Genomic DNA, 18,547 nt, shown 5'->3' with positions numbered 1-18,547 from the left:
CCAGCCAGCCGGCCGGGCCGCCGCCCCGTCCTACGCCAGGAGGGCCTCGCGCATCTCCTTGCCCGGGTTGAAACCGCCGACGACGGCCGGGGAGGCCGGGTCGTAGATGTTGATGGTGTTGTTGCGGCGCATCAGCTCGCGGACCGGCTGGGGCAGTGGCGGCTCGTCCCAGGCCGCCCGCAGGTCGCGGGTGGTGCCGATGATGCGGTGGACCAGGGTGGCGGCGTCGGTGTCGGGGCGGACCCGGGCGAACTCCCAGCCGGCGATCGTCAGGTCGAGGATCTCGAACAGGTGGGCCATCAGCGGGCCCGGGTCGGTCACCTTCGTGACCCGCTTGGGGTCGGCCCCGATCGCCGCGACGGCGCCGCTGACCTGGATGTACGGGTGGAGGCCGCCGGGCAGGGCCCACAGGTTCCAGCGCAGGCGGCTGCCCAACTCCCTCCACAGCGGACGATAGTTGCGGCGGTCGACCGCGTAGCCGTAGCCGGCGACCTGACCGGCCACGTCCGCGTGGGCGGCGTCGGCGAACTCTCGCACGATCTGGGCCGCGGCCAGCAGGCCGTCGTCACCGCTGAGTTGCGCGGCGGCCGCGTCGGCCTGCTGGAGGAACGTGCCGGGCAGGTGCGGACCGTACCGGCCGCGGACGTCGTCGACGAGGGCCTGCTGCTGGCCGGGGTCCTTCTGACTGCCCGACCCGCGCCGGAACCACCGCATGTCGCCTCGTTTTCGCTTGCAAAGGACGAAACCGCGGCAATGTTAGCCTGCCACCTCCACGGGGCGAAGCCACCCGGCCAGGGCGGCCGCGTTCATCCGCAAGATCTCCAGCGCCAGCCCGTAGTCGATGTGCGTGAGCAGGTCGTTCGCACTGTGGATGGTGCCGTTGGCGCTGTCGTTGCCCTCGATGGTCAGCACTGCCGGGACGCCGGCCACGATGAACGGCACGTGGTCGCTGGCGAACGGGTTGAGCGACGTCTCCACCCGCAACCCGGTGTAGGTGGCGGCCGCCGCGGCCAGGTCGTCGATCAGGGCCTTGGAGACCGGTGCGCCCTCCAGCAGCACGCCCGGCTCTTCTCCGTTGCGGACGCCGATCATGTCCATGTTGAGGACGGCGCGGATCCGGCCGCGCTCGTCCGGCGACAGTCCCGCCACGTAGTGCTTGCTGCCGAACAGGCCCTGCTCCTCGCCGCCGAACAGGATGAGCCGCAGGTCGTTCTGCCACTCGTGGGCGGCCAGGGCGCTCGCCAGCAGCAGCACGCCGGCCGCGCCGCTGCCGTTGTCGTCGGCGCCCGGCGCTTTCGTGCCGCCGGCCTGGTTGACCGAGTCGAGATGGGCCGTCACCAGCACGACTTGGCGGTCGGAAGCCTGGCCGGGCCGGTCGGCGATCACGTTCGCGCTCTGCCCGCCGCCGACGCTCACCGTCTGGCGCGACGTCGCGTACCCCAGGGTCGTCAGCGCCATCTCGGCCCGATCGGCCGCCTGCCGGAACCCGTCGCTGAGCGAGTGCCGGGTCTCCAGCTCCGAGATCCAGGTCAGATTGCTTTCGTACGGCGGACGAGCGACTCCCACGAGCACGTTCTCGACCACCGGGTCGACGCGCCGGGCCCGCGGCTCCGGCCGGTCGACGACGACCGGATCGGCCGGCATCGGCTCCACCCGCCAGCACGTGTCGTCCTTGCCGCGCAGCGCCTCGCCGCCCTCGACGACGAGGTGGCGGCCGTGGTCGAGCACGACCGGCACGTCGGGGTGCGCCTCCTGGAAGGCCCGCCCCACCTGCGTCACCAGGGACAACCCCGACGCCACCACACCCGTGCGCGCAACGCGGGCCGACGGCTGGGCCTCCTCCTCCGACCAGATCAGCGTTTGGTCGCCGACGCGCACGCTATGCCCGGACAGGCGGCCGCTCGTTCCGGCCTCGTCGGACGGCAGCACGGCCCAGTGGATCCGTCGTTCGGCAGTCATGGGGGCGACGATCCTCCCTCGTGGGCGGGCGGATCAGTCACCTGGCCGACTCAGCGGAAGAGCGACAGGTCCACCGCGTCGGCGATGGCCTGCATGCCGGCGTCGTTCGGGTGCAGGTGGTCGCCGCTGTCGTACGCCGGCAGGTAGGTCGCCGGGTTGTCCGGGTCGTGGGTGGCGGCGTCCAGGTCGATCACACCGTCGCAGCCGCTGGAGGCGCCGCGGAGGAAGGCGTTCACCGCTTCGCGGCCGCTTTCACCCTGCGTACTCCAATAATTTGTGCCCTTGAAGGGGGTCAGGGTGGAGCAGAAGATCTGAACGCCGGCGTCGTGGCTCTGCTGGATGACGGCGCGCAGCGCGGTGATCAGCTGGTCGCCGGTGGGGCGGTCGTCGCCGAGGTCGTTGATGGCGGCGTCGGAGAGGATCACCCATTTGACGCCGGGCTGGGAGAGGACGTCACGCTCGAAGCGTTTCTGTACGCTCTCGCCCGCGCCGTCCTTGAGCAGCTTGTTGCCGCTGATGCCGGCGTTGACCACGCCGACCGTGCGGCCGGCGGCGCTGAACCGCCGCGAGAGCAGGTCGGGCCAGCGCTTGTTCGCGCCGAAGCCCGAGTCGAAGCCGTCGGTGATGGAGGCGCCCAGGGCGACCAGCGTGCCCTCGGCCGCCGCGTTCTCGACGTCGAGGCCGGCGAGGAAGAAGTAGCTGTCGACGGTCTGGGCGCCGTCGAGGGTGGCGTTCGTGGTCTGGTCGCCGGATGCGACGTAGTTGTGGCGGTTGGCGAACGAATGCTGCGTTGTCGCCTGGCTGGCGTCCGGGAGGTAGGCGCTGATCGCCAGGTCGGCACTGGCCGGCACGTCGAACGCGATCGGGTCGCTCTCGATGCTCGCGCCCGCGGCCATCGTCACCCTCGGCTCGCCGCCGAACGTCACGGCCGTGGACGTGCTCGCGTCGGCGGCGGCGTCGCCCTTGCTGAGCGCCAGATGAACGTTGGCGAGGGTGAGCGGGGCACTGCCGAACACGTTCGTGAGCCGGATCCGGGCGGTCGAGCCGCCGGCGCTGGTGTGCACGATCTGCCGCACGGTCTGCTTGTCGAAGGTCCGCCCGCCGCTCTGCGCGGCCACGGCCCAGCTGCCCACCCACGCCGTCTCCGTCGCGGCCTGCTTCTGTGCAGCGGAGGTGCAACCCGCCGCCGCGAGGACCGTGAGAGCCACCACTACCAGCATCTTCTTGGTCCCTGTCATCGAACCAACGGTACCGAAGTCGATCATGTGGTACCGCGGTACCACTCACCGTCAGCAAGATCGAACCGCGGTACGACGTCCCCGGGGCCGCTCGGGCCGACGCTGGATACATGATCGAAGCGAGGGAACTCACGAAGACGTACGGCGAGAAGACCGCCGTCGACGGGCTGACCTTCACGGTCCGGCCCGGCGCGGTGACCGGTTTCCTGGGGCCGAACGGCGCCGGCAAGTCGACCACCATGCGCATGATCGTCGGCCTGGACCGGCCGACCTCCGGCACGGTGACGGTCAACGGCCGCCCGTACGCCGACCACCCGGCCCCGCTGCGCGAGATCGGCGCCCTGCTCGAGGCGAAGGCCATCCACCCCGGCCGCTCCGCCTTCGACCACCTGATGGCGCTCGCCCACACGCACGGCATCTCCCGCCACCGGGTCGAGGAGGTGATCGAGATGACCGGCCTGGCCCAGGTGGCCCGCAAGCGGGCCGGCGCCTTCTCGCTCGGCATGGGCCAGCGGCTCGGCATCGCGGCCGCGCTGCTCGGCGACCCGGAGACGCTGATGCTGGACGAGCCGGTCAACGGCCTCGACCCGGACGGCGTGCTGTGGATCCGCAACCTGCTCACCGGGCTGGCCGCCGAGGGCCGCACGGTCTTCCTGTCGTCGCACCTGATGAGCGAGATGGCCCTGGTCGCCGACCACCTCATCGTCGTGGGGCGCGGCCGGATCCTGGCCGACACGACCGTGGAGCAGCTGGTCCGCGAGGCCGGTGGCGACACCGTGCTCGTGGCGACCGCCGACCCCGTACGGCTGCGAAGCCTCCTGGCCGGTCCGGGGGTCGAAGTGACCGGCCGTCCCGGCTCGGAACAGCTGATGGTGACCGGCCGGACCGCCCGCGAGATCGGGTTCACGGCGGCCGAGCACGGCATCCCGCTCTTCGAGCTCACCAAGCACGAGGTCTCCCTGGAGGAAGCCTTCATGAACCTGACCCACGACGCCGTCGAATACGTGGCGAGTGCGGCATGAGCATCGCTGTCTCACCACGCCGGGTCGCCCGGTCGGAACTGGCGAAGTTCGAGTCACTGCGCTCCAGCTGGATCACGCTCGGCCTGGCCCTGCTCTTCCTGGTCGGCTTCGGCGTCATCGCCGCGTTCCAGGGCCGCTCGGGCATCGACGCGCCCGGTTCGGAGGGTGCCACCGGCTACAGCATGGCGCTGTTCGGCGTGACGTTCGCGCTGATCGCGATCGGCGTCCTGGGCGTGCTGACGTCCTCGGCCGAATACACGACGGGCATGATCCGCTCCACCCTGGCCGCGGTGCCCCGGCGTCTTCCGGTCCTGTGGGCCAAGGCTTCGGTGTACGGGGTCATCGCGTTCCTGGCCGGCCTGGCCGGCGCGGTCGTGGCGTTCCTGGCCACCAGCGCCGTCCTGTCCGGCACGAGCGGCGCGGTGAGCCTGTCCGACGACGGCGTGGTCAGGGGCCTGCTCGGCGCGGGCGCCTATCTGGGGCTGGTCGGCGTGATCGGTGTGGCGCTGGGCGTGCTGCTGCGCTCCACCGCGGGCGGCATCTCGGCCCTGGTCGGCACGTTCCTGCTCGTTCCGGGCCTGATGTCGCTGCTGCCCGATTCCTGGTCCGACGCCATCACCCCGTACCTGCCCAGTAACGCGGGCGCCTCGATCTACGCGTTGACCTCCAGTGACGGCTCCTTGAGCGCCGGCGCGGGCCTGCTGGTCCTGCTGGCTTGGACGGCCGCCGTCCTGGCCGGCGCGGCGTACCGCTTGAAGCGCGCGGACGCCTGAGCCGCTGCTGGTGATCTCGGGCGACGACGGGCCTGCTGCCGAGGGAGGATGATCACGTGAGGAGCGAGGACGCCGGGGCGACGGCCGGGCTGCTGCGGGTGGGCCAGCGGCTCCGGCGGTTCGACACCCGGCGGCCGTGGGCGCTCGACACGGCCCTGGTCCTGCTGCTCTTCCTGAACTTCTGCCTGCCCGACCTGGGCGGCGTCCGCCACGAGGACGGGCCGGTCGCCTTCTCCGATCTGCCGGCCGGCGAGATGGTCGTCCTCCAGCTGGCTCTGCTGGTTCCGCTCTGGTGGCGGCGGCGGGCGCCGATGGCGGTGTTCCATGTGGTCATGCTGGTCTTCATCGCCCAATGCCTGTCCGGGGTGCTGCTCCGGGCGGACGCGGCGGTGGGGATCGCGTTCTACAGCCTGGTCCGGTACGGGCGGCTCGACCGCCTGATCTGGGCGGCGCCGGTGCTGCTGGCGTCGTTCGGGCCGGTCACCTGGCGGCTGTCCGACCGGATGGGCGTCTCGGACGTGCTGTTCTTCCTGGCCAGCGTCTTCACGGCGGCCGGGGCCCTGGCCATCGCGGTCCGGCTCCGGCAGGCGAACGTGGCCGCCCTGCGCGACCGGGCCGAGCGCCTGGAGGTCGAGCGCGAGCAACGGGACCGGCTGGCCACCGCCACCGAGCGCACCCGGGTCGCCCGCGAGGTGCACGACATCGTCGGCCACAGCCTGTCGGTCATCGTGTCGCTGGCCGACGCCGGCGCGTACGCGGTCGGCACCGCCCCTGAACGCAGCCGCGAAGCCCTCCAGCTGATCGGCGACACCGGCCGCAAGTCGCTGGCCGAGCTGCGCCGCACGGTCGGCGTCCTGCGCGACGACGAGGGTGCTCCCGATCTGCGCCCGCAGCCGGGCCTGGCCGACCTCGACGAGCTCTGCGAGCGGATCCGGGCCGCCGGCCCCGGCATCGAGTACCGGACCGCCGGCGACTTCACCCACCTGGACCGCGGCGTTCAGGTGACGGCGTTCCGGATCGTGCAGGAAGCGCTGACGAATACGCTCAGGTACGCGGGCTCGCACACCACCGTGACGCTGGCGGTCACCGCCGGCCACGACCGGCTGCACATCGAGGTGCGCGACAGCGGCCCGCCCGGGGGCAGCGCCGCGAACGACACGGGGAACCCGGCGCGTGAGGGGCATGGTCTGGCCGGGATGCGCGAGCGGGCGGCGATCTACGGCGGGACGGTGGACGCGGGGCCGGTGCCCGGCGGCGGCTGGCATGTGACGGCGGACCTGGACGCCGTGCGGCTGGAGGAACACGCATGACGACCGTGCTGATCGTGGACGACCAGCAGTTGCAGCGGTTCGCGTTCCGGATGTTGCTGGAGAGCAACCCCGGCACGGAAGTGGCCGGTGAGGCGGCCAACGGGGCCGACGCCGTACGCCAGGCCTCGGAATCGCGGCCCGACGTCGTGCTCATGGACGTCCGCATGCCGGGGATGGACGGCATCGAGGCCACCCGCCGGATCGTCGCCGCCGGAGGCCGCAGCCGGATCCTCATGCTGACCACGTTCGACCTGGACGAATACGTGCACGCCGCGCTGCGGGCGGGCGCCAGCGGCTTCCTGCTCAAGGACGCCCACCCCGAGGAGCTGCTGGCCGGCATCCGGGCCGTGGCCGCCGGGGACGCGGTGATCGCCCCGGCGCTGACCCGTCGCCTGCTGGACGAGTTCGCGCAGCATCTGACCGCTCCCCAGAAAGAGGACGGCCGGCTGGGCACGCTCACCGAACGCGAGCGCGAGATCCTGGTCGCCATCGGCCGGGGCTGGACCAACGGCGAGATCGCCGAGCGTCTCGTGCTCTCCGAGTCGACAGTGAAGACCCACGTCGGCCGCGTCCTGGCGAAGATCGGCGCGCGCGACCGCATCCAGGCCGTCATCTTCGCGTACGACATGGGTCTGGCCCGACCCGGCACGCCGTGACGTGGCCCTGTGTATGGTCAAAACGTAATCAATCGGGCTGATCGGGCGGCTGATCGTGGACCTCGACGTGCGGCCGGCGCCGGTGCGAGGGCTGACCGAGGCGGAGGCCGAGGTGCGGCGCCGCCGGGGCGAGGCGAACACCACCGGCAAGGGCGGCGGCCGTAGTTACGCGACCATCCTGCGCACCAACGTCTTCTCCTTCTTCAACATTATTCTGTTCGTGATCGGCGCCGCGCTGCTGGCCCTGGGGCGCTACAGCGACGCGCTCATCAGCGTCGGGCTCGGTCTCATCAACGCCGTCATCAGCGCCCTCCAGGAGATCCGGGCCAAGCGCAAGCTCGACCGCCTCCAACTGCTCGACCGGGCGATGGTCGTCGTGGTGCGCGACGGCCGCGAGATGTCCGTCCCGCCGAACGCCGTCGTCCGCGGCGACCTGCTGCGGGTCCGCGCCGGCGACCAGATCGTGGTCGACGGGCCGTTGCAGGACGGCGGCCGCCTCGAGGCCGACGAGTCGCTGCTGACCGGCGAGTCCGACCCGGTGGCCAAGGCGCCCGGCGACGACCTGCGCTCGGGAAGCCTGTGCGTGGCCGGCGACGGCTTCCAGCACGCCCGTGACGTCGGCCGGCACAGCTACGCCGGCCGGCTCACCAGCGAGGCCCGGCGGGCCACCACCGACGACACTCCGCTGCAGCGGCGCATCGAGTTCGTCGTCCGGCTCGTCATGGCGCTCGCGCTGCTGATGAGCCTCACCATCCTGGCCCAGGCCGCGCTCGAGGGCTTCAGCCTGCTGCGCCTGGTGCAGATGGGCGCGGTGCTCTCCGGCCTGGTCCCGTACGGCCTGTTCTTCCTCATCGCCGTCGCCTACACCGCCGGGGCCGCCCGCATCGCCGGTCAGGGCGCGCTCGTGCAGCAGGTCAACGCGGTCGAGTCGGTGAGCAATGTGGACGTCGTCTGCACCGACAAGACCGGCACCCTCACCACCGGCAAGCTCACCGTGGACGAGGTCGTGCCGCTCGGCGGCTACGACACCGCCGAGGCCCTGCGGACGCTCGGTTCCCTCGCCCGTTCCTGCGAGACGCCCAACCTGACGACCGCCGCCCTGGCCGCGTCCCTGCCGGGGGAGCCGTGGACGCCCCGCGACGAGGTGCCGTTCGCCTCGTCGCTGCGCTGGTCGGGCATCGCCACCGACACCGCCACCTGGGTGCTGGGCGCGCCCGACGCGCTCGCCGGGAGCCTGAGCTGGCCGGTCGAGCCCGCGCTGGTCACCGAGCGGACCGGCCGTGGGCTGCGGGTGCTGCTGCTGGCCCGCGCGGCCGGCATCGGTGAGCGCCTGCACGACGAGCAGGGCCGGACCGTCCTGCCGGAGCTTCAGCCGGTCGCCCTGGTCGCGCTGGCCGACGAGCTGAGACCCGAGGTGGCCGAGACCGTCGCCCGGTTCCGCGATGACGGCGTACGGCTGATGGTGCTCTCCGGCGACGATCCCCGCACCGTCGCCGCGCTGGCCGAACGCGCGGGTCTGGAGCCGGGAGAGCCCGTACCCGGAAACCGTCTCGAAGGTCTCGACGACGCGGCCCTGGACCGCCTCGTCGAACGGACGACCGTCTTCGGCCGCGTCGCCCCGGAGCAGAAGGAGCGCATCGTCGCCGCGCTGCGCCGCCGCCACCACTACGTGGCGATGATCGGCGACGGGGTGAACGACGCCCGCGCGCTGAAGGGCGCCCAGGTCGGCGTGGCCATGCGCAGCGGCAGCGCGGTCACCCGCGACGTGGCCGACATCGTGCTGGTCGACGACTCGTTCGCCGCGCTGCTGCCGGCCCAGCGCGAGGGCCGCCGCATCCTCAACGGCATCGGCGTCTCCCTCTACGTCTTCCTGGCCCGGGTCGCCTCGCAGGGCCTGGTCATCCTCGCGGTGACGATGCTCGGCCTGGGTTTCCCGTACTCGCCGGCCCAGGTCGGCCTGACCCTGCTGACCGTCGGCGTGCCCACGTTCTTCCTGACATGGTGGGCCAAGCCGCTGCCACCGGACGACCACCTGCTCGGCAACATGGCCCGCTTCGTGGTCCCGGCCGCAGTGGTGACGGCCGGCTTCGGCACGGCCATCTACGCGCTGTTCTACCACATGATCGAGAGGGGCTTCTCCGACGGCCGCACCCCCGCCGAGATCATCGACCAGTGGGAGCGCTACACCGGCTTGACGTACGGCAGCGACACCGACTTCGCCGAGGCGGCCGCGACCATCGGCGCCCAGACCGGCCTGTCCACGTTCTTCTGCCTGGCCTCGTTCGTGCTGATCCTGTTCCTGGAGCCGCCCCACCGCTTCTTCTCGGCCTGGACCGCCCCGGTGGCCGACCGGCGGCCGCTCTACCTGGTGATCGCCCTGGCCCTGGTCTTCTTCGCGGTCCTGTTCGTCCCGGTGCTGTGGAACTACTTCGGCCTGGCCGGCCCGGCCGAACCCACTTTCGAGGTGGTCTTCCCGATGCTGGGCCTGTGGTTCGTCACCCTGAGCTGCGCCTACCGCTTCCACATCCTCGACCGCGTCCTGGGTCTCGACAACCTGCCCTGATCCCGGAAGCTCTAGACACTTTTGGTGGTCAGAGTCTGGTTGGTGATGGTGGAGATAGACCTGTTCCGGTGAGGTAGCCGTCGATCAGCCCGACGCGGGATTGCATGCGTTTGAGTCTGTTCTTCACCGCGGGCGGCGACTTATGAGCCGACAGGCCGTCCCAGACCAGCACCATCGGCGCCTCCAACTGCTGATGCGCAGCGTCGAGTAACCTGATCAGATCCGGCTCGCGGAACACTTTCGGCTGACCTTTACGCCCGCGGTAAAGCAGCGTGCGGTAGATCAACCGGCTGGACTCGCCGGGCCGGTAGCAGCACAACCCGGCCACCGAGACCGGCACGGTGCCTTTGGCGGTCACCTTCATCCAGGCGGCCGTGCGGGCGGCGACTCTTTCACCGCCGGCCACTGATACCGGCGCCAGTGCGCGATCGTGGCCTCGTCCCGCTCGATCGCGCGATGGATCGGCAGTTGAGCGGTGAAGCCGAGCCGGACACGTTCCGCCTGGTCAACGCCGCCACCATCGCCGTATCGCATGCGACTAGGTCGTGTTTCGTAGGGCGCGGAGCCATTGGTTGATGGCGGCGATGGTGAGGGTGGCTTCGTAGCGGACGGCGAGTTTGTCGTAGCGGGTGGCCATGGCGCGGTGTTGTTTGAGCTGGTTGATGCCGCACTCGACGGCGTGACGCAGGCGGTAGATCTCGGGGTCGAAGGCGGGTGGCCGCCCGCCTTTGGAGCCTTTGGCTTTGCGGTGGGCGTCCTGGTCGCTCTTGCTCGGGATGCAGGCGGTGATACCGCGGGATCGCAGGTGGGCGCGGTTGGCTTTGGACGTGTAGGCCTTGTCGGCCAGCACGATGTCCGGGCGCACGCGGGGCCGGCCGGCGCCGGTGCGAGCGACCCGCAGTTTGGCCAGGACGTTGATGAACTGAGGGCTGTCGCCGCGTTGCCCGGCGGTCACGACCGCGGCCATCAGTTTGCGGCCCTGTTCGCAGGCCAGGTGCGTTTTGGTGGTCCACCCGCCCCGGGGATCGGCCGAGTCCGTGATCGGCTGGCTCGGTTTGCAGGCCGCCGGGTGGCTCTTTCTGCTGGTCGCCGTTACGGCGGGCTCCGGCGGCGTGTTGATGGGCGCGGCTGATGGTCGAGTCCACGCTCACGCTCCAGCCGATCAGCCCGGCGGCGTCCGCGCGGGTCTGCAACGAGGCCAGGATTTGGGCCCAGACGCCGTCGCGCTGCCAGCGGCGGAACCATCGATACAGGGTTTGCCAGGGCGGATACACCGCGGGCACGTCTCGCCAGGGTGAGCCGGTCCTCACCCGCCACCTGATCCCGTCGATGATCACTCTCAACGTCCATCTGCGTGGCCGATCACGACCTGTTCCCGCAGGCAGCAACGGCTCGAGAGCCGTCCATTGCAGGTCGGTCAGGTCGTGTCGCCTCGCTGCCGCTACGCTCGGCACGAGGTCTCCGGTGTGAAGTTTTGGCTTGGTCGCTAAACCAAATACCGGAGACCTCTTCTGTTATCGATCACCGCCACGCCGTGACATCGACGCCTACGAAACACGGCCTAGAAGACCTGACACCAACCCACCGTGACGATCACCCACAAGCCTCACAATGGATCTCAGCCAGACCCCCGCCCCGAAAGGTGTCTAGCCCTCGATGACTCCTCCCACGACGACCGCGTCGGAGAAGGCGGCGCGATCGAGGTGCCGATATCCGCCGCCCAGCGACGCCGGTGACAGCCCCGAGACTCGTGATGATCGCCCAGTGCTGGCGCTCGGCCGTCAGATGCGCGGCGCCGCCCCGATCGACCTCGCCGCGCAGTGCGGCGCCGATCCGGTCGAGGCCGGGAGAGCCCACGGCGTCCCCGTTGCGGTACACGACGTACTGGACGAATCAGAATCGACGACGTCGATCGCCAGCACCGGCCGGTGCAGCATGGCGCTGAGCCTCTCGGCGAGGGCGTGAACGGCGGGCAACCCCGTCCTCGTTCTCCCGCGGGACGACCGTTGTTCGTTGCGCGGTGACCGGCACCACCAGTGCGGAGGCGGCGGCCTGCCGTACAGCGTCCAGCGTCGCCGTGAAGTCGGCGGCGACCAGCATCGTCTGGTAGCTCGTTCCCATGATCATGAGCCCATCGAAGGAGGCTGGAGAGAGACTGAGATGCTGTACGTATGACAGCGCTCCGCATTCGTACGGGTGGCACCGAGTCACCGGCCGTCCTTTTGCTGCATGGGCTCGGTGCGACCGCCGATGTGTGGACCGGACTGCCGGACGAGCTCGGCGCCCAAGCGTGGATCGCGCCCGATCTGCCCGGCCACGGCGGGTCCGCTCATCTGGCCGAATACTCTTTCGCCGCGGTTGCCGAGGCGGTGGCCGGCCTGATCGATCCGAGAGGGACGGTCATCCTCGGGCACTCGTTCGGCGGGGTCGTCGCTCTCCACCTGGCCGGGAAACCCGGCGTGCGGGCCGTCATCGGGCTGGGCATCAAAGTGTCGTGGTCGGACGAAGAACTGGCCAAGGCGGCTGCCGTCGCGCAGCGGCCGGCGCAGGTCTTCGCGACCCGCGAGGAGGCGGAACGCCGTCACCTCCGGGTGGCTGGCCTTGCTGGGGAGGCGCCCGAGGATGCGGTCGAAGAGGTCGAGGGCGGCTGGCGTACCACCTTCGACCCGCGTGCCTTCGCGGTCGGTGCCCCGCCGATGACATCGTTGCTGGCGGCTGCGGAGGTCCCGGTGATCCTGGCCCGCGGCGAACGCGACCACATGGTGTCCGCCGAGCAGATCAAGGCCCTGGGCGTGGAGCCCTCTGACCTGCCGGGCCTCGGCCACAACGCTCATGTCGAGGACCCGGCCGTCGTACGGACGCTGCTGTCTAAGGTTTGACCCCGAGCACGGCCCCGTTGGCGCCGGGCGCGTCGAACCTTACCGTGCGCACCCCGGTGAAGCCGGCATCGGCCAGCCACCGCTCGTACTCCGCATTGGAGTAGTTGCGGCCGGCGACCGTCTCCACCAGCATGTTCATGCCCATCAGGGCGGCCGGCGCCGGCCCGGCCCGGTCGGCGTCGAGCAGCAGCTCCGAGACGATGACGAGCCCGCCCGGCTCCAAGGCCGCGAAAACCTTGGCGAGCAGCCGCCGGTTGGTTGCCTCGTCCCAGTCGTGCAGGATCATGCTGAGCAGCACGACGTCGTACCCACCGGGCAGTTGACCGTCTTGCAGGAAATCGCCCGGCGCCGTCCCGATCCGGTCGCTGAGACCGGCCGCGGCCGCCTTCGCCGCGGCGATCTCACACACGTGGGGCAGATCGAAGACTGTCGCTTTCAGGTCCGGGTGGGTCCGGCAGAGTTCGATGTCGTACGCGCCGGAGCCGCCCCCGACATCGAGCAGCCGCCCGCGCCCCTTCAGGTCGACGGTCTCGCTCAGCGCCCGCGCCGTGAACACCGACGTCGAATACATGGCGTCCCAGAACGTCGACAGCATCTGTGGATCCGCGGTGTCGAACATGGACTCCTGGGTTGCCGGATCCCACGTGAGCGGCCGGTCGGTGCGCAGGGCCTCGCCGATCCGGTGCCACGGCAGGTAGGTGCGCTGATCGCAGTAGGTCACCTGGCCGCCGAAGTAGTACGGCTTGCCCCGTACGAGGAACTCCTCCGCGATGGCCGAGTTGCGGTAGCCGTCGCCGTCGCGTTCGAGCAGGCCGAGCGAGGCGCAGGCGGCCAGCAGCAGGTCGGCCGGCCGCTCCGGAAGGCCTATCTGTTCCTTGGTGAGGGTGCGCCCGCCCGCGAGCCGCGTGAAGAGGTCCAGCTCCACCGCGGCCGCGAATGTCTTGAAACTCCAGAACCCGGTGACGAGCTCCATCAGGGGTGTGGGCGTCAACATCCATCGATCATGTCGTCAGGACGAGTTTGCCCGTCACCCGCCCCTCGGCCAGCCGCCGCATCGCCGTGGGCGCCTCGCCGAGCGGGTAGGAACGTTCCAGGGGCGGGTCGGTGAGCGCGGTGAGGGCTTCGAGGTCGGCCCGCCGGGTCAGCGCGAGGGGGGCGCGCAGCGTCTGCTTGGTGAAGGGGGAGACGGCGAGGAGCTGAAGGCTGCGCTCCAGGCCGCCGAGGAAACGGCCGCCGTCCTCGCCGCCGGCGATGGCCAGGACGCCGCGCGGCTTGAGCAGCTTGCGCAGCTCACCCAGCGGGCGGTTGCCACCACACTCGACGATCAGGTCGTAGCGGCCTGCCAACGGCGTCGTGGTGTAGTCGATGACGGTGTCGGCCCCGAACCGTTCGACCGCCTCGATCTTGCCGGGGCTGGTGGCGGCGGTGACCCGGTCACCGCGCAACTTGGCCAGCATCACCGTGAACGCGCCGACCCCGCCGCCGGCGCCGAGGACCAGGACCTCACCCCGGCCCTTGGCCAGTACGAGGCGTGCGGTGGCCCCCGAGGTGGGCATGCAGGCGGCCTGTTCGAAGCTCAGGTGGGCCGGTTTGCGGAAAAGCTTGGCGGGCTTGGCTTTGGCGTATTCGGCCCAGGCGGAGCTTCCCGACCCGTACACCTCGTCGCCGACCTTGAATTCGGTGACCTCGGCGCCGACCGCGGCGACCCGGCCGGCCAGATCCATGCCGATCGTGCGGTGGCGCGGCTTGCCGAGCCCGAAACCGAGCCGTGCCACCAGCGGCAGGCCGGTCATGGCATGCCAGGCGCCACGGTCGACACCGGCCGCGCGGACCTCGACCAGCACCTGCTTGGGCCCGGGCTCCGGCTTGGCGACCTCCTCCAGGCGGAGCACATCGGCGTTTCCGTACGTGTCCTGGACAACCGCTTTCATGTCTGCTCACCTTCCGGGTACTGGAACACGTCGTCGAGGCCCACGCCGAACACGCGGGCGATCTGAAAGGCCACTTCCAGGGAGGGCGAGTAGCGCCCCTGCTCGATGGCGATGACGGTCTGCCGGGTGACACCGATCCGGTCGGCGAGCTGAGCTTGCGTCATCTCGCCGTGGCTGAAGCGCAGAGACCGGATCGCGTTGGTGATGCGGGTCGGTTTCACCACGGGTGGAACCCGCGGCGGTAGGCGAAGATCCGGGCGGTCGACCCGAGCACGGCCGACAGGACGAACGACAGGTAGATGACGTTGGCGATCCAGAAATGCCGCACCTCGGCGAACGCGAGCAGCATCGCCGCCACCGCCCCGGCCACGACCAGCGACTGTCCGATGTGGTCGCCGAAACGCCCGATCTCCCGGTCACGCTGATCGGTCTGCCGGTCCTTGCCGAAGAACATCCCGATGACGATGTTGGCAACGATGCCCCCGCCAACGGTCCACAGAGCGGCCTTCACGTAGCCGACGTCGGCCGCGAGCAGCAGCAGATAGATCACATAGCCCAGAACGCTCGTCACAGCGAGGCTCCAGGCCCGTTTCTCCTCGAGAGGCATGCATCGAATGTAAAAGATCCACGACACCAAGTCAAAGATCTTTGACACGCCTCCCTCAGCGTCCTCTCAGCTGCACTCGGCGATCAGGGCGGACACGGGGCGCGACCGTATCAACGAGATTTGATCTCGTCCCGAGTTGCCGCCGCAAACGATTGAGGTGAGGATCGATGCCATCCCCCAAGGGTTGGAGGCGGTACCGTTGTCCCTGCTCACCGCGCTCGACCGCCAGCACACCGTGGCGCCGGCCGGGTACAGCCGGTGGTTGATCCCGCCGGCCGCGCTCTCCGTGCATCTGTGCATCGGCCAGGTCTATGCGACCAGCGTCTACAAAAACTCGTTCATCGCGCACTTCGACGCCAGCCAGACCGCTATCGGCATCATCTTCAGCATCGCCATCGTCATGCTGGGCCTGTCCGCGGCCGTCGGCGGCACCTGGGTCGAGGCGAACGGCCCCCGCAAGGCCATGTTCGTCTCCGCCTGCTTCTGGGCGTCCGGCTTCCTGGTCAGCGCCCTCGGCATCGCCACCGAGCAGCTGTGGCTGGTCTACGCCGGCTACGGCGTCCTCGGCGGCATCGGCCTCGGCATCGGCTACATCTCCCCGGTCTCCACGCTGATCAAGTGGTTCCCGGACCGTCCCGGCCTCGCCACCGGCCTGGCCATCATGGGCTTCGGTGGTGGCGCTCTGATCGCCAGTCCCGCTTCAAGACAACTGCTTTCCCTGTACGACTCGGACTACGACCCGAACGTGGCCACCTCAGTGGCGTCGGGTCACGCTCTGGTGCTCCTGTTCCTGACCCTCGGCATCGGCTACTTCCTGATCATGATGTTCGGCGTGGCCAACATCCGCGTTCCCGCCGAGGGCTGGCGGCCGGCCGGCTGGGATCCGTCCTCGGTCCGGGAGAAGCGACTGGTCACGACCGCGAATGTCTCGGCCGCGAACGCCATCCGGACAAAAGCGTTCTGGCTCTTGTGGGTCGTTCTGTTCTGCAACGTGACGGCCGGGATCGGCATCCTGGAGCAGGCCAGCCCGATGATCCAGGACTTCTTCCGCTCCGACGGCGTCTCCACCGTCAGCGTGGCCGCGGCCGGCGGTTTCGTGGGCGTACTGTCCCTGTTCAACATGGCCGGCCGCTTCGCCTGGTCGTCGACCTCCGACCTGATCGGCCGCAAGCCCATCTACATGGTGTACCTGGGCGTGGGCATGGCTCTCTACCTGCTGCTGGCCCTGGTCGGCGACGTGGCGACGGCCTTGTTCGTCCTCATGGCCGGTCTGATCATCTCCTTCTACGGCGGTGGCTTCGCCACAGTGCCCGCGTATTTGCGTGACCTCTTCGGCACGTACCAGGTGGGCGCCATCCACGGCCGCCTCCTGACGGCATGGTCCGCCGCCGGCGTGGCCGGTCCGCTGATCGTCAACGGCTTCCTGGACCAGCAGGGCAAGCCCGGCACCTTGACGTCGTCGGCCTACCAGCCGGCGTTGCTCACGATGGTCGGCGTCCTGGCCGTCGGCTTCGTAGCCAACCTGCTGATCCGCCCGGTCCCGTCGGCCTACCACGAGCCCACGACCCCCGCCGCGAAGGAGGCCGCCGCATGACCACCGAGGACACCCCCACCACCACGACCAGCACCGTCCGCCTGGTCCTGTCCTGGCTCCTGGTGACGGTCCTGCTGGGCTACGGCATCATCCAGACCCTGATCACCGCCGCCAAGCTCTTCGAGTAACACCCCGACGGCCGCGCCCAGCTAGGGCGCGGCCGTCCCATATCCCTGGTCCATCCGAAACGTCATCGGATCGGTCCCGGTCGCCGTCACATACTCGACCAGCGCCGCCCTCAGCGACTCGGGAATGCCGGCGCCCTTCCATTCGAGGCAGGTGAACAGTTCCGCGGCACCGTCGAGCTGGCTCGCGCTCAACGGGGCCGACGTCAGCGCTTCGAAGATCGTCTCCTTCGGTTCAGTCAGCAGGAGGCGCCGCGGTGCCAGTTCGTACCACGGCGTGCCACCCATCGAGGTGCTGTGCCGTGGCGGGACGCCGGCCCAGCCCACCAGCGTCCGAATGCGCTGAACCGGATCGGGGTATTGCCGGGCCACCAGACCGGCGAGCGCTTCCTCCGCGTCGTCCTCGCGGCGCGACGCCCTTTCGGCGGCCTCGGTGAGTGGTGGCGGTGCGGCCGCCACCCACTGGACGCGGCGTGCCTCCTCCTCGGCGTCCTGTCGCGCCAAGCTCTGCTGGGCCTCATGCGACCCGGTCAATCCCCGTCCGGCCAGCCACTCGGTCAGCCCCGGGCCGTCGGCCAATTCCGCGTCGCAGTTCCCGAGACGACGATCGTCGGCCACCCCCGGCACAGGCAACGATCTCCGGTTCCGCCGTCCACGACGGCCAGCAGGCGGGCCAGCCGATCAGCACTCGAGCGGCCCGGGCCAGCACGCTTTCCATCAGCGCCGTGCTGGGAACCTCATCGCCGCGCATGTCAGAAGTCCATCCCGCGGTCGCCGCGGTAGGGCGGTGGCGCCAGCTCGCGCTTGGACCGGCGGACGATCAGCACCACCCACAGCACGACGACCAGGCCGGCCAGCCCACCGAGCACCAACCAGACGCCCGGCCCGCTGTTCGGGTTGTCGTAGGCGACCGCGGCGGGCTTGTCGTCGACGGCCATCAGCGCCGCCTCCGGCACCGTGAAGTCGAATTGTCCCTGCGCCTCGCCGGGCGCGGCGACGCCCGCGCTCCACGACACCCGGTAGGTGCCGGGCGCCAGATGCCGCACCGGCTGCACGATGTTGAGGTCCATGAAGACGTCGAGGTCGCCCGAGGCGTAGTCGGCCCCGTCCGGGCCGGTCACCTCGACGCTGCTGTAGTTCGCGTGCACGGCCCGGGTGAAGCTGAGCCGCACCTCGGTGATCGGCGCCGTGAGCGTCGACCCGGCGACCGGCACGGTTTGGAGGACGGCGATGTCGGCCCGCGCCGGTGAGGCGCCCGGCCCCGCGATCAGAAGCACGACGGCGGCAAGAAGGGAAGCGGTTCTCCGAAGCACCGACGGATGATCGTCGATCTTGCCCGCTCGCGCCACCCCGTCGTCGCACTTTTTGTCCCTCGCCGGGGCCTGTTGCGGCGCGACCGTGGGTCACAGGAGCGCTGGGAGGAGGCAACCGGCATGGACGGTCCGGCGCGGATCGACGTCGTTCGGGGCGGCACGGTGCGTGTCGTGCTGGCCGGAGCGGTCGTCATGGTCCGGCACGACGAGGTGCTGGCGCAGGCGGAGCGGGCCATCAAGGCCGAGCACAGCACCCGGGTCGATGTCGACCTGGCCGAGGTCACGGCGCTGGACTCGTCCGGGATCGCGCTGCTGATCCTTCTGCGCCGGCTGGCCACCCGGTCCCGCGCCGAGTTCCACGTGCGAGGGGCGCGCCAGGAGGTCTTCCGGCACCTCGAGATCGCCGGGCTGGCCCGGTTCTTCGGCGTGGAACCGCCCGATGGCCCCGGCGAGGCGGAGACCGGCGTGCCGTCCGGCGCCGCCGTTCCCATCCTCGACGAGCCGTTCGACCGGCAGAGCATCCGGGCGATCCGGGACCGGCTCCTGACGTGCCACGAGTTGCGGCCTGACCGGGTTC

20 protein-coding genes and 1 pseudogene are annotated in these 18,547 nt (G+C 70.3%); 10 read left to right on the top strand and 11 right to left on the bottom strand.

From position 1 onward, the window contains the following. Positions 1 to 30: 30 nt before the first annotated feature. The 3 genes from CRP55_RS47055 to CRP55_RS47045 are packed head-to-tail and all read right to left on the bottom strand — an operon-like array spanning position 31 to position 3,197. The gene (locus CRP55_RS47055; protein ID WP_097328613.1) at positions 31 to 714 is read right to left on the bottom strand and encodes a hypothetical protein; all 684 of its coding nucleotides are present in this window, start codon (positions 712 to 714) and stop codon (positions 31 to 33) included. A gap of 42 nt (positions 715 to 756) precedes the next feature. Continuing rightward, the gene (locus tag CRP55_RS47050; RefSeq protein ID WP_218855068.1) at positions 757 to 1,959 is read right to left on the bottom strand and encodes a M28 family metallopeptidase; all 1,203 of its coding nucleotides are present in this window, start codon (positions 1,957 to 1,959) and stop codon (positions 757 to 759) included. Positions 1,960 to 2,009: 50 nt separating this feature from the next. Beyond that, positions 2,010 to 3,197, bottom strand: a complete 1,188-nt coding sequence (locus tag CRP55_RS47045) for an SGNH/GDSL hydrolase family protein (protein WP_179855660.1) — start codon at positions 3,195 to 3,197, stop codon at positions 2,010 to 2,012. A 110-nt stretch (positions 3,198 to 3,307) separates the two neighbouring features. Here CRP55_RS47045 and CRP55_RS47040 point away from each other — a divergent pair, with 110 nt between their 5' ends. Genes CRP55_RS47040 through CRP55_RS47020 form a run of 5 tightly spaced genes read left to right on the top strand, consistent with a single transcriptional unit; the run spans position 3,308 to position 9,521 of the window. Next, a complete protein-coding gene (locus CRP55_RS47040; protein WP_097328611.1) occupies positions 3,308 to 4,219 on the top strand; it encodes an ABC transporter ATP-binding protein in 912 nt (303 codons plus the stop codon). Further along, positions 4,216 to 4,992, top strand: a complete 777-nt coding sequence (locus CRP55_RS47035; RefSeq protein WP_097328610.1) for an ABC-2 transporter permease family protein — start codon at positions 4,216 to 4,218, stop codon at positions 4,990 to 4,992. Before CRP55_RS47040 ends, CRP55_RS47035 begins: the two co-directional genes overlap by 4 nt. 56 nt (positions 4,993 to 5,048) lie before the next feature. Further along, entirely contained in the window at positions 5,049 to 6,302 is a 1,254-nt protein-coding gene (locus tag CRP55_RS47030) for a sensor histidine kinase (RefSeq protein ID WP_245923845.1), read from the top strand. Continuing rightward, complete coding sequence (locus CRP55_RS47025) at positions 6,299 to 6,958, top strand: response regulator (protein WP_097328608.1); 660 nt, start codon at positions 6,299 to 6,301, stop codon at positions 6,956 to 6,958. The genes CRP55_RS47030 and CRP55_RS47025 overlap by 4 nt, the downstream gene beginning before the upstream one ends. 55 nt (positions 6,959 to 7,013) lie before the next feature. Continuing rightward, positions 7,014 to 9,521: an HAD-IC family P-type ATPase gene (locus CRP55_RS47020; RefSeq protein WP_245923843.1), complete on the top strand. Its 2,508-nt coding sequence runs from the start codon at positions 7,014 to 7,016 to the stop codon at positions 9,519 to 9,521. Between the two features lie 28 nt (positions 9,522 to 9,549). On the opposite strand, the gene CRP55_RS47015 is transcribed toward CRP55_RS47020, so the two are convergent. After that, positions 9,550 to 9,885 (bottom strand): hypothetical protein, encoded by a 336-nt coding sequence (locus tag CRP55_RS47015; protein ID WP_179855659.1) that lies wholly within the window; start codon positions 9,883 to 9,885, stop codon positions 9,550 to 9,552. 174 nt (positions 9,886 to 10,059) lie between these two features. Continuing rightward, positions 10,060 to 10,975 (bottom strand): IS5 family transposase gene (locus CRP55_RS47010; protein ID WP_281260863.1). Its coding sequence is split into 2 segments (ribosomal slippage): positions 10,060 to 10,542 and positions 10,544 to 10,975, totalling 915 coding nucleotides; the frame shifts between segments, so codons are not numbered across the junction. Between the two features lie 310 nt (positions 10,976 to 11,285). On the opposite strand from CRP55_RS47010, the gene CRP55_RS47005 reads away from it, so the two are divergent. Continuing rightward, entirely contained in the window at positions 11,286 to 11,486 is a 201-nt protein-coding gene (locus tag CRP55_RS47005) for a hypothetical protein (RefSeq protein ID WP_097328607.1), read from the top strand. Positions 11,487 to 11,692: 206 nt separating this feature from the next. Continuing rightward, on the top strand, positions 11,693 to 12,400 hold the full coding sequence (locus CRP55_RS47000) for an alpha/beta fold hydrolase (RefSeq protein WP_097328606.1): 708 nt from the start codon (positions 11,693 to 11,695) through the stop codon (positions 12,398 to 12,400). On the opposite strand, the gene CRP55_RS46995 is transcribed toward CRP55_RS47000, so the two are convergent. From CRP55_RS46995 to CRP55_RS46980, 4 genes are read right to left on the bottom strand one after another with little or no spacing between them, the layout of a single operon-like run. Further along, the gene (locus tag CRP55_RS46995) at positions 12,390 to 13,394 is read right to left on the bottom strand and encodes a methyltransferase (protein ID WP_097328605.1); all 1,005 of its coding nucleotides are present in this window, start codon (positions 13,392 to 13,394) and stop codon (positions 12,390 to 12,392) included. The two genes, CRP55_RS47000 and CRP55_RS46995, sit on opposite strands and share 11 nt — an antisense overlap. Before the next feature lie 7 nt (positions 13,395 to 13,401). Continuing rightward, positions 13,402 to 14,331, bottom strand: a complete 930-nt coding sequence (locus CRP55_RS46990) for an NAD(P)-dependent alcohol dehydrogenase (protein ID WP_097328604.1) — start codon at positions 14,329 to 14,331, stop codon at positions 13,402 to 13,404. Next, complete coding sequence (locus tag CRP55_RS46985; protein WP_097328603.1) at positions 14,328 to 14,555, bottom strand: helix-turn-helix transcriptional regulator; 228 nt, start codon at positions 14,553 to 14,555, stop codon at positions 14,328 to 14,330. Before CRP55_RS46985 ends, CRP55_RS46990 begins: the two co-directional genes overlap by 4 nt. Continuing rightward, positions 14,549 to 14,938, bottom strand: coding sequence for a hypothetical protein (locus tag CRP55_RS46980; RefSeq protein ID WP_097328602.1), 390 nt, complete (start codon positions 14,936 to 14,938; stop codon positions 14,549 to 14,551). Before CRP55_RS46980 ends, CRP55_RS46985 begins: the two co-directional genes overlap by 7 nt. A gap of 205 nt (positions 14,939 to 15,143) precedes the next feature. Here CRP55_RS46980 and CRP55_RS46975 point away from each other — a divergent pair, with 205 nt between their 5' ends. Together CRP55_RS46975 and CRP55_RS55950 are read left to right on the top strand one after the other, a co-directional pair. Beyond that, complete coding sequence (locus CRP55_RS46975) at positions 15,144 to 16,532, top strand: MFS transporter (protein ID WP_097328653.1); 1,389 nt, start codon at positions 15,144 to 15,146, stop codon at positions 16,530 to 16,532. After that, positions 16,529 to 16,660 (top strand): MFS transporter small subunit, encoded by a 132-nt coding sequence (locus CRP55_RS55950; protein WP_281260862.1) that lies wholly within the window; start codon positions 16,529 to 16,531, stop codon positions 16,658 to 16,660. The genes CRP55_RS46975 and CRP55_RS55950 overlap by 4 nt, the downstream gene beginning before the upstream one ends. Before the next feature lie 21 nt (positions 16,661 to 16,681). On the opposite strand, the gene CRP55_RS46970 is transcribed toward CRP55_RS55950, so the two are convergent. Then, complete coding sequence (locus CRP55_RS46970; protein ID WP_143235428.1) at positions 16,682 to 17,275, bottom strand: hypothetical protein; 594 nt, start codon at positions 17,273 to 17,275, stop codon at positions 16,682 to 16,684. Between the two features lie 134 nt (positions 17,276 to 17,409). Continuing rightward, positions 17,410 to 17,970, bottom strand: a complete 561-nt coding sequence (locus CRP55_RS46965) for a copper resistance CopC family protein (RefSeq protein WP_179855658.1) — start codon at positions 17,968 to 17,970, stop codon at positions 17,410 to 17,412. Between the two features lie 6 nt (positions 17,971 to 17,976). Here CRP55_RS46965 and CRP55_RS56415 point away from each other — a divergent pair. Then, a pseudogene (locus CRP55_RS56415) lies at positions 17,977 to 18,339 on the top strand (STAS domain-containing protein); the annotation flags it as partial. Positions 18,340 to 18,547: the final 208 nt, after the last annotated feature.

The organism is Paractinoplanes atraurantiacus, assembly GCF_900215205.1.
Lineage (GTDB): Bacteria > Actinomycetota > Actinomycetes > Mycobacteriales > Micromonosporaceae > Actinoplanes > Actinoplanes atraurantiacus.
This window is presented reverse-complemented; position numbering and strand designations above follow the sequence as displayed.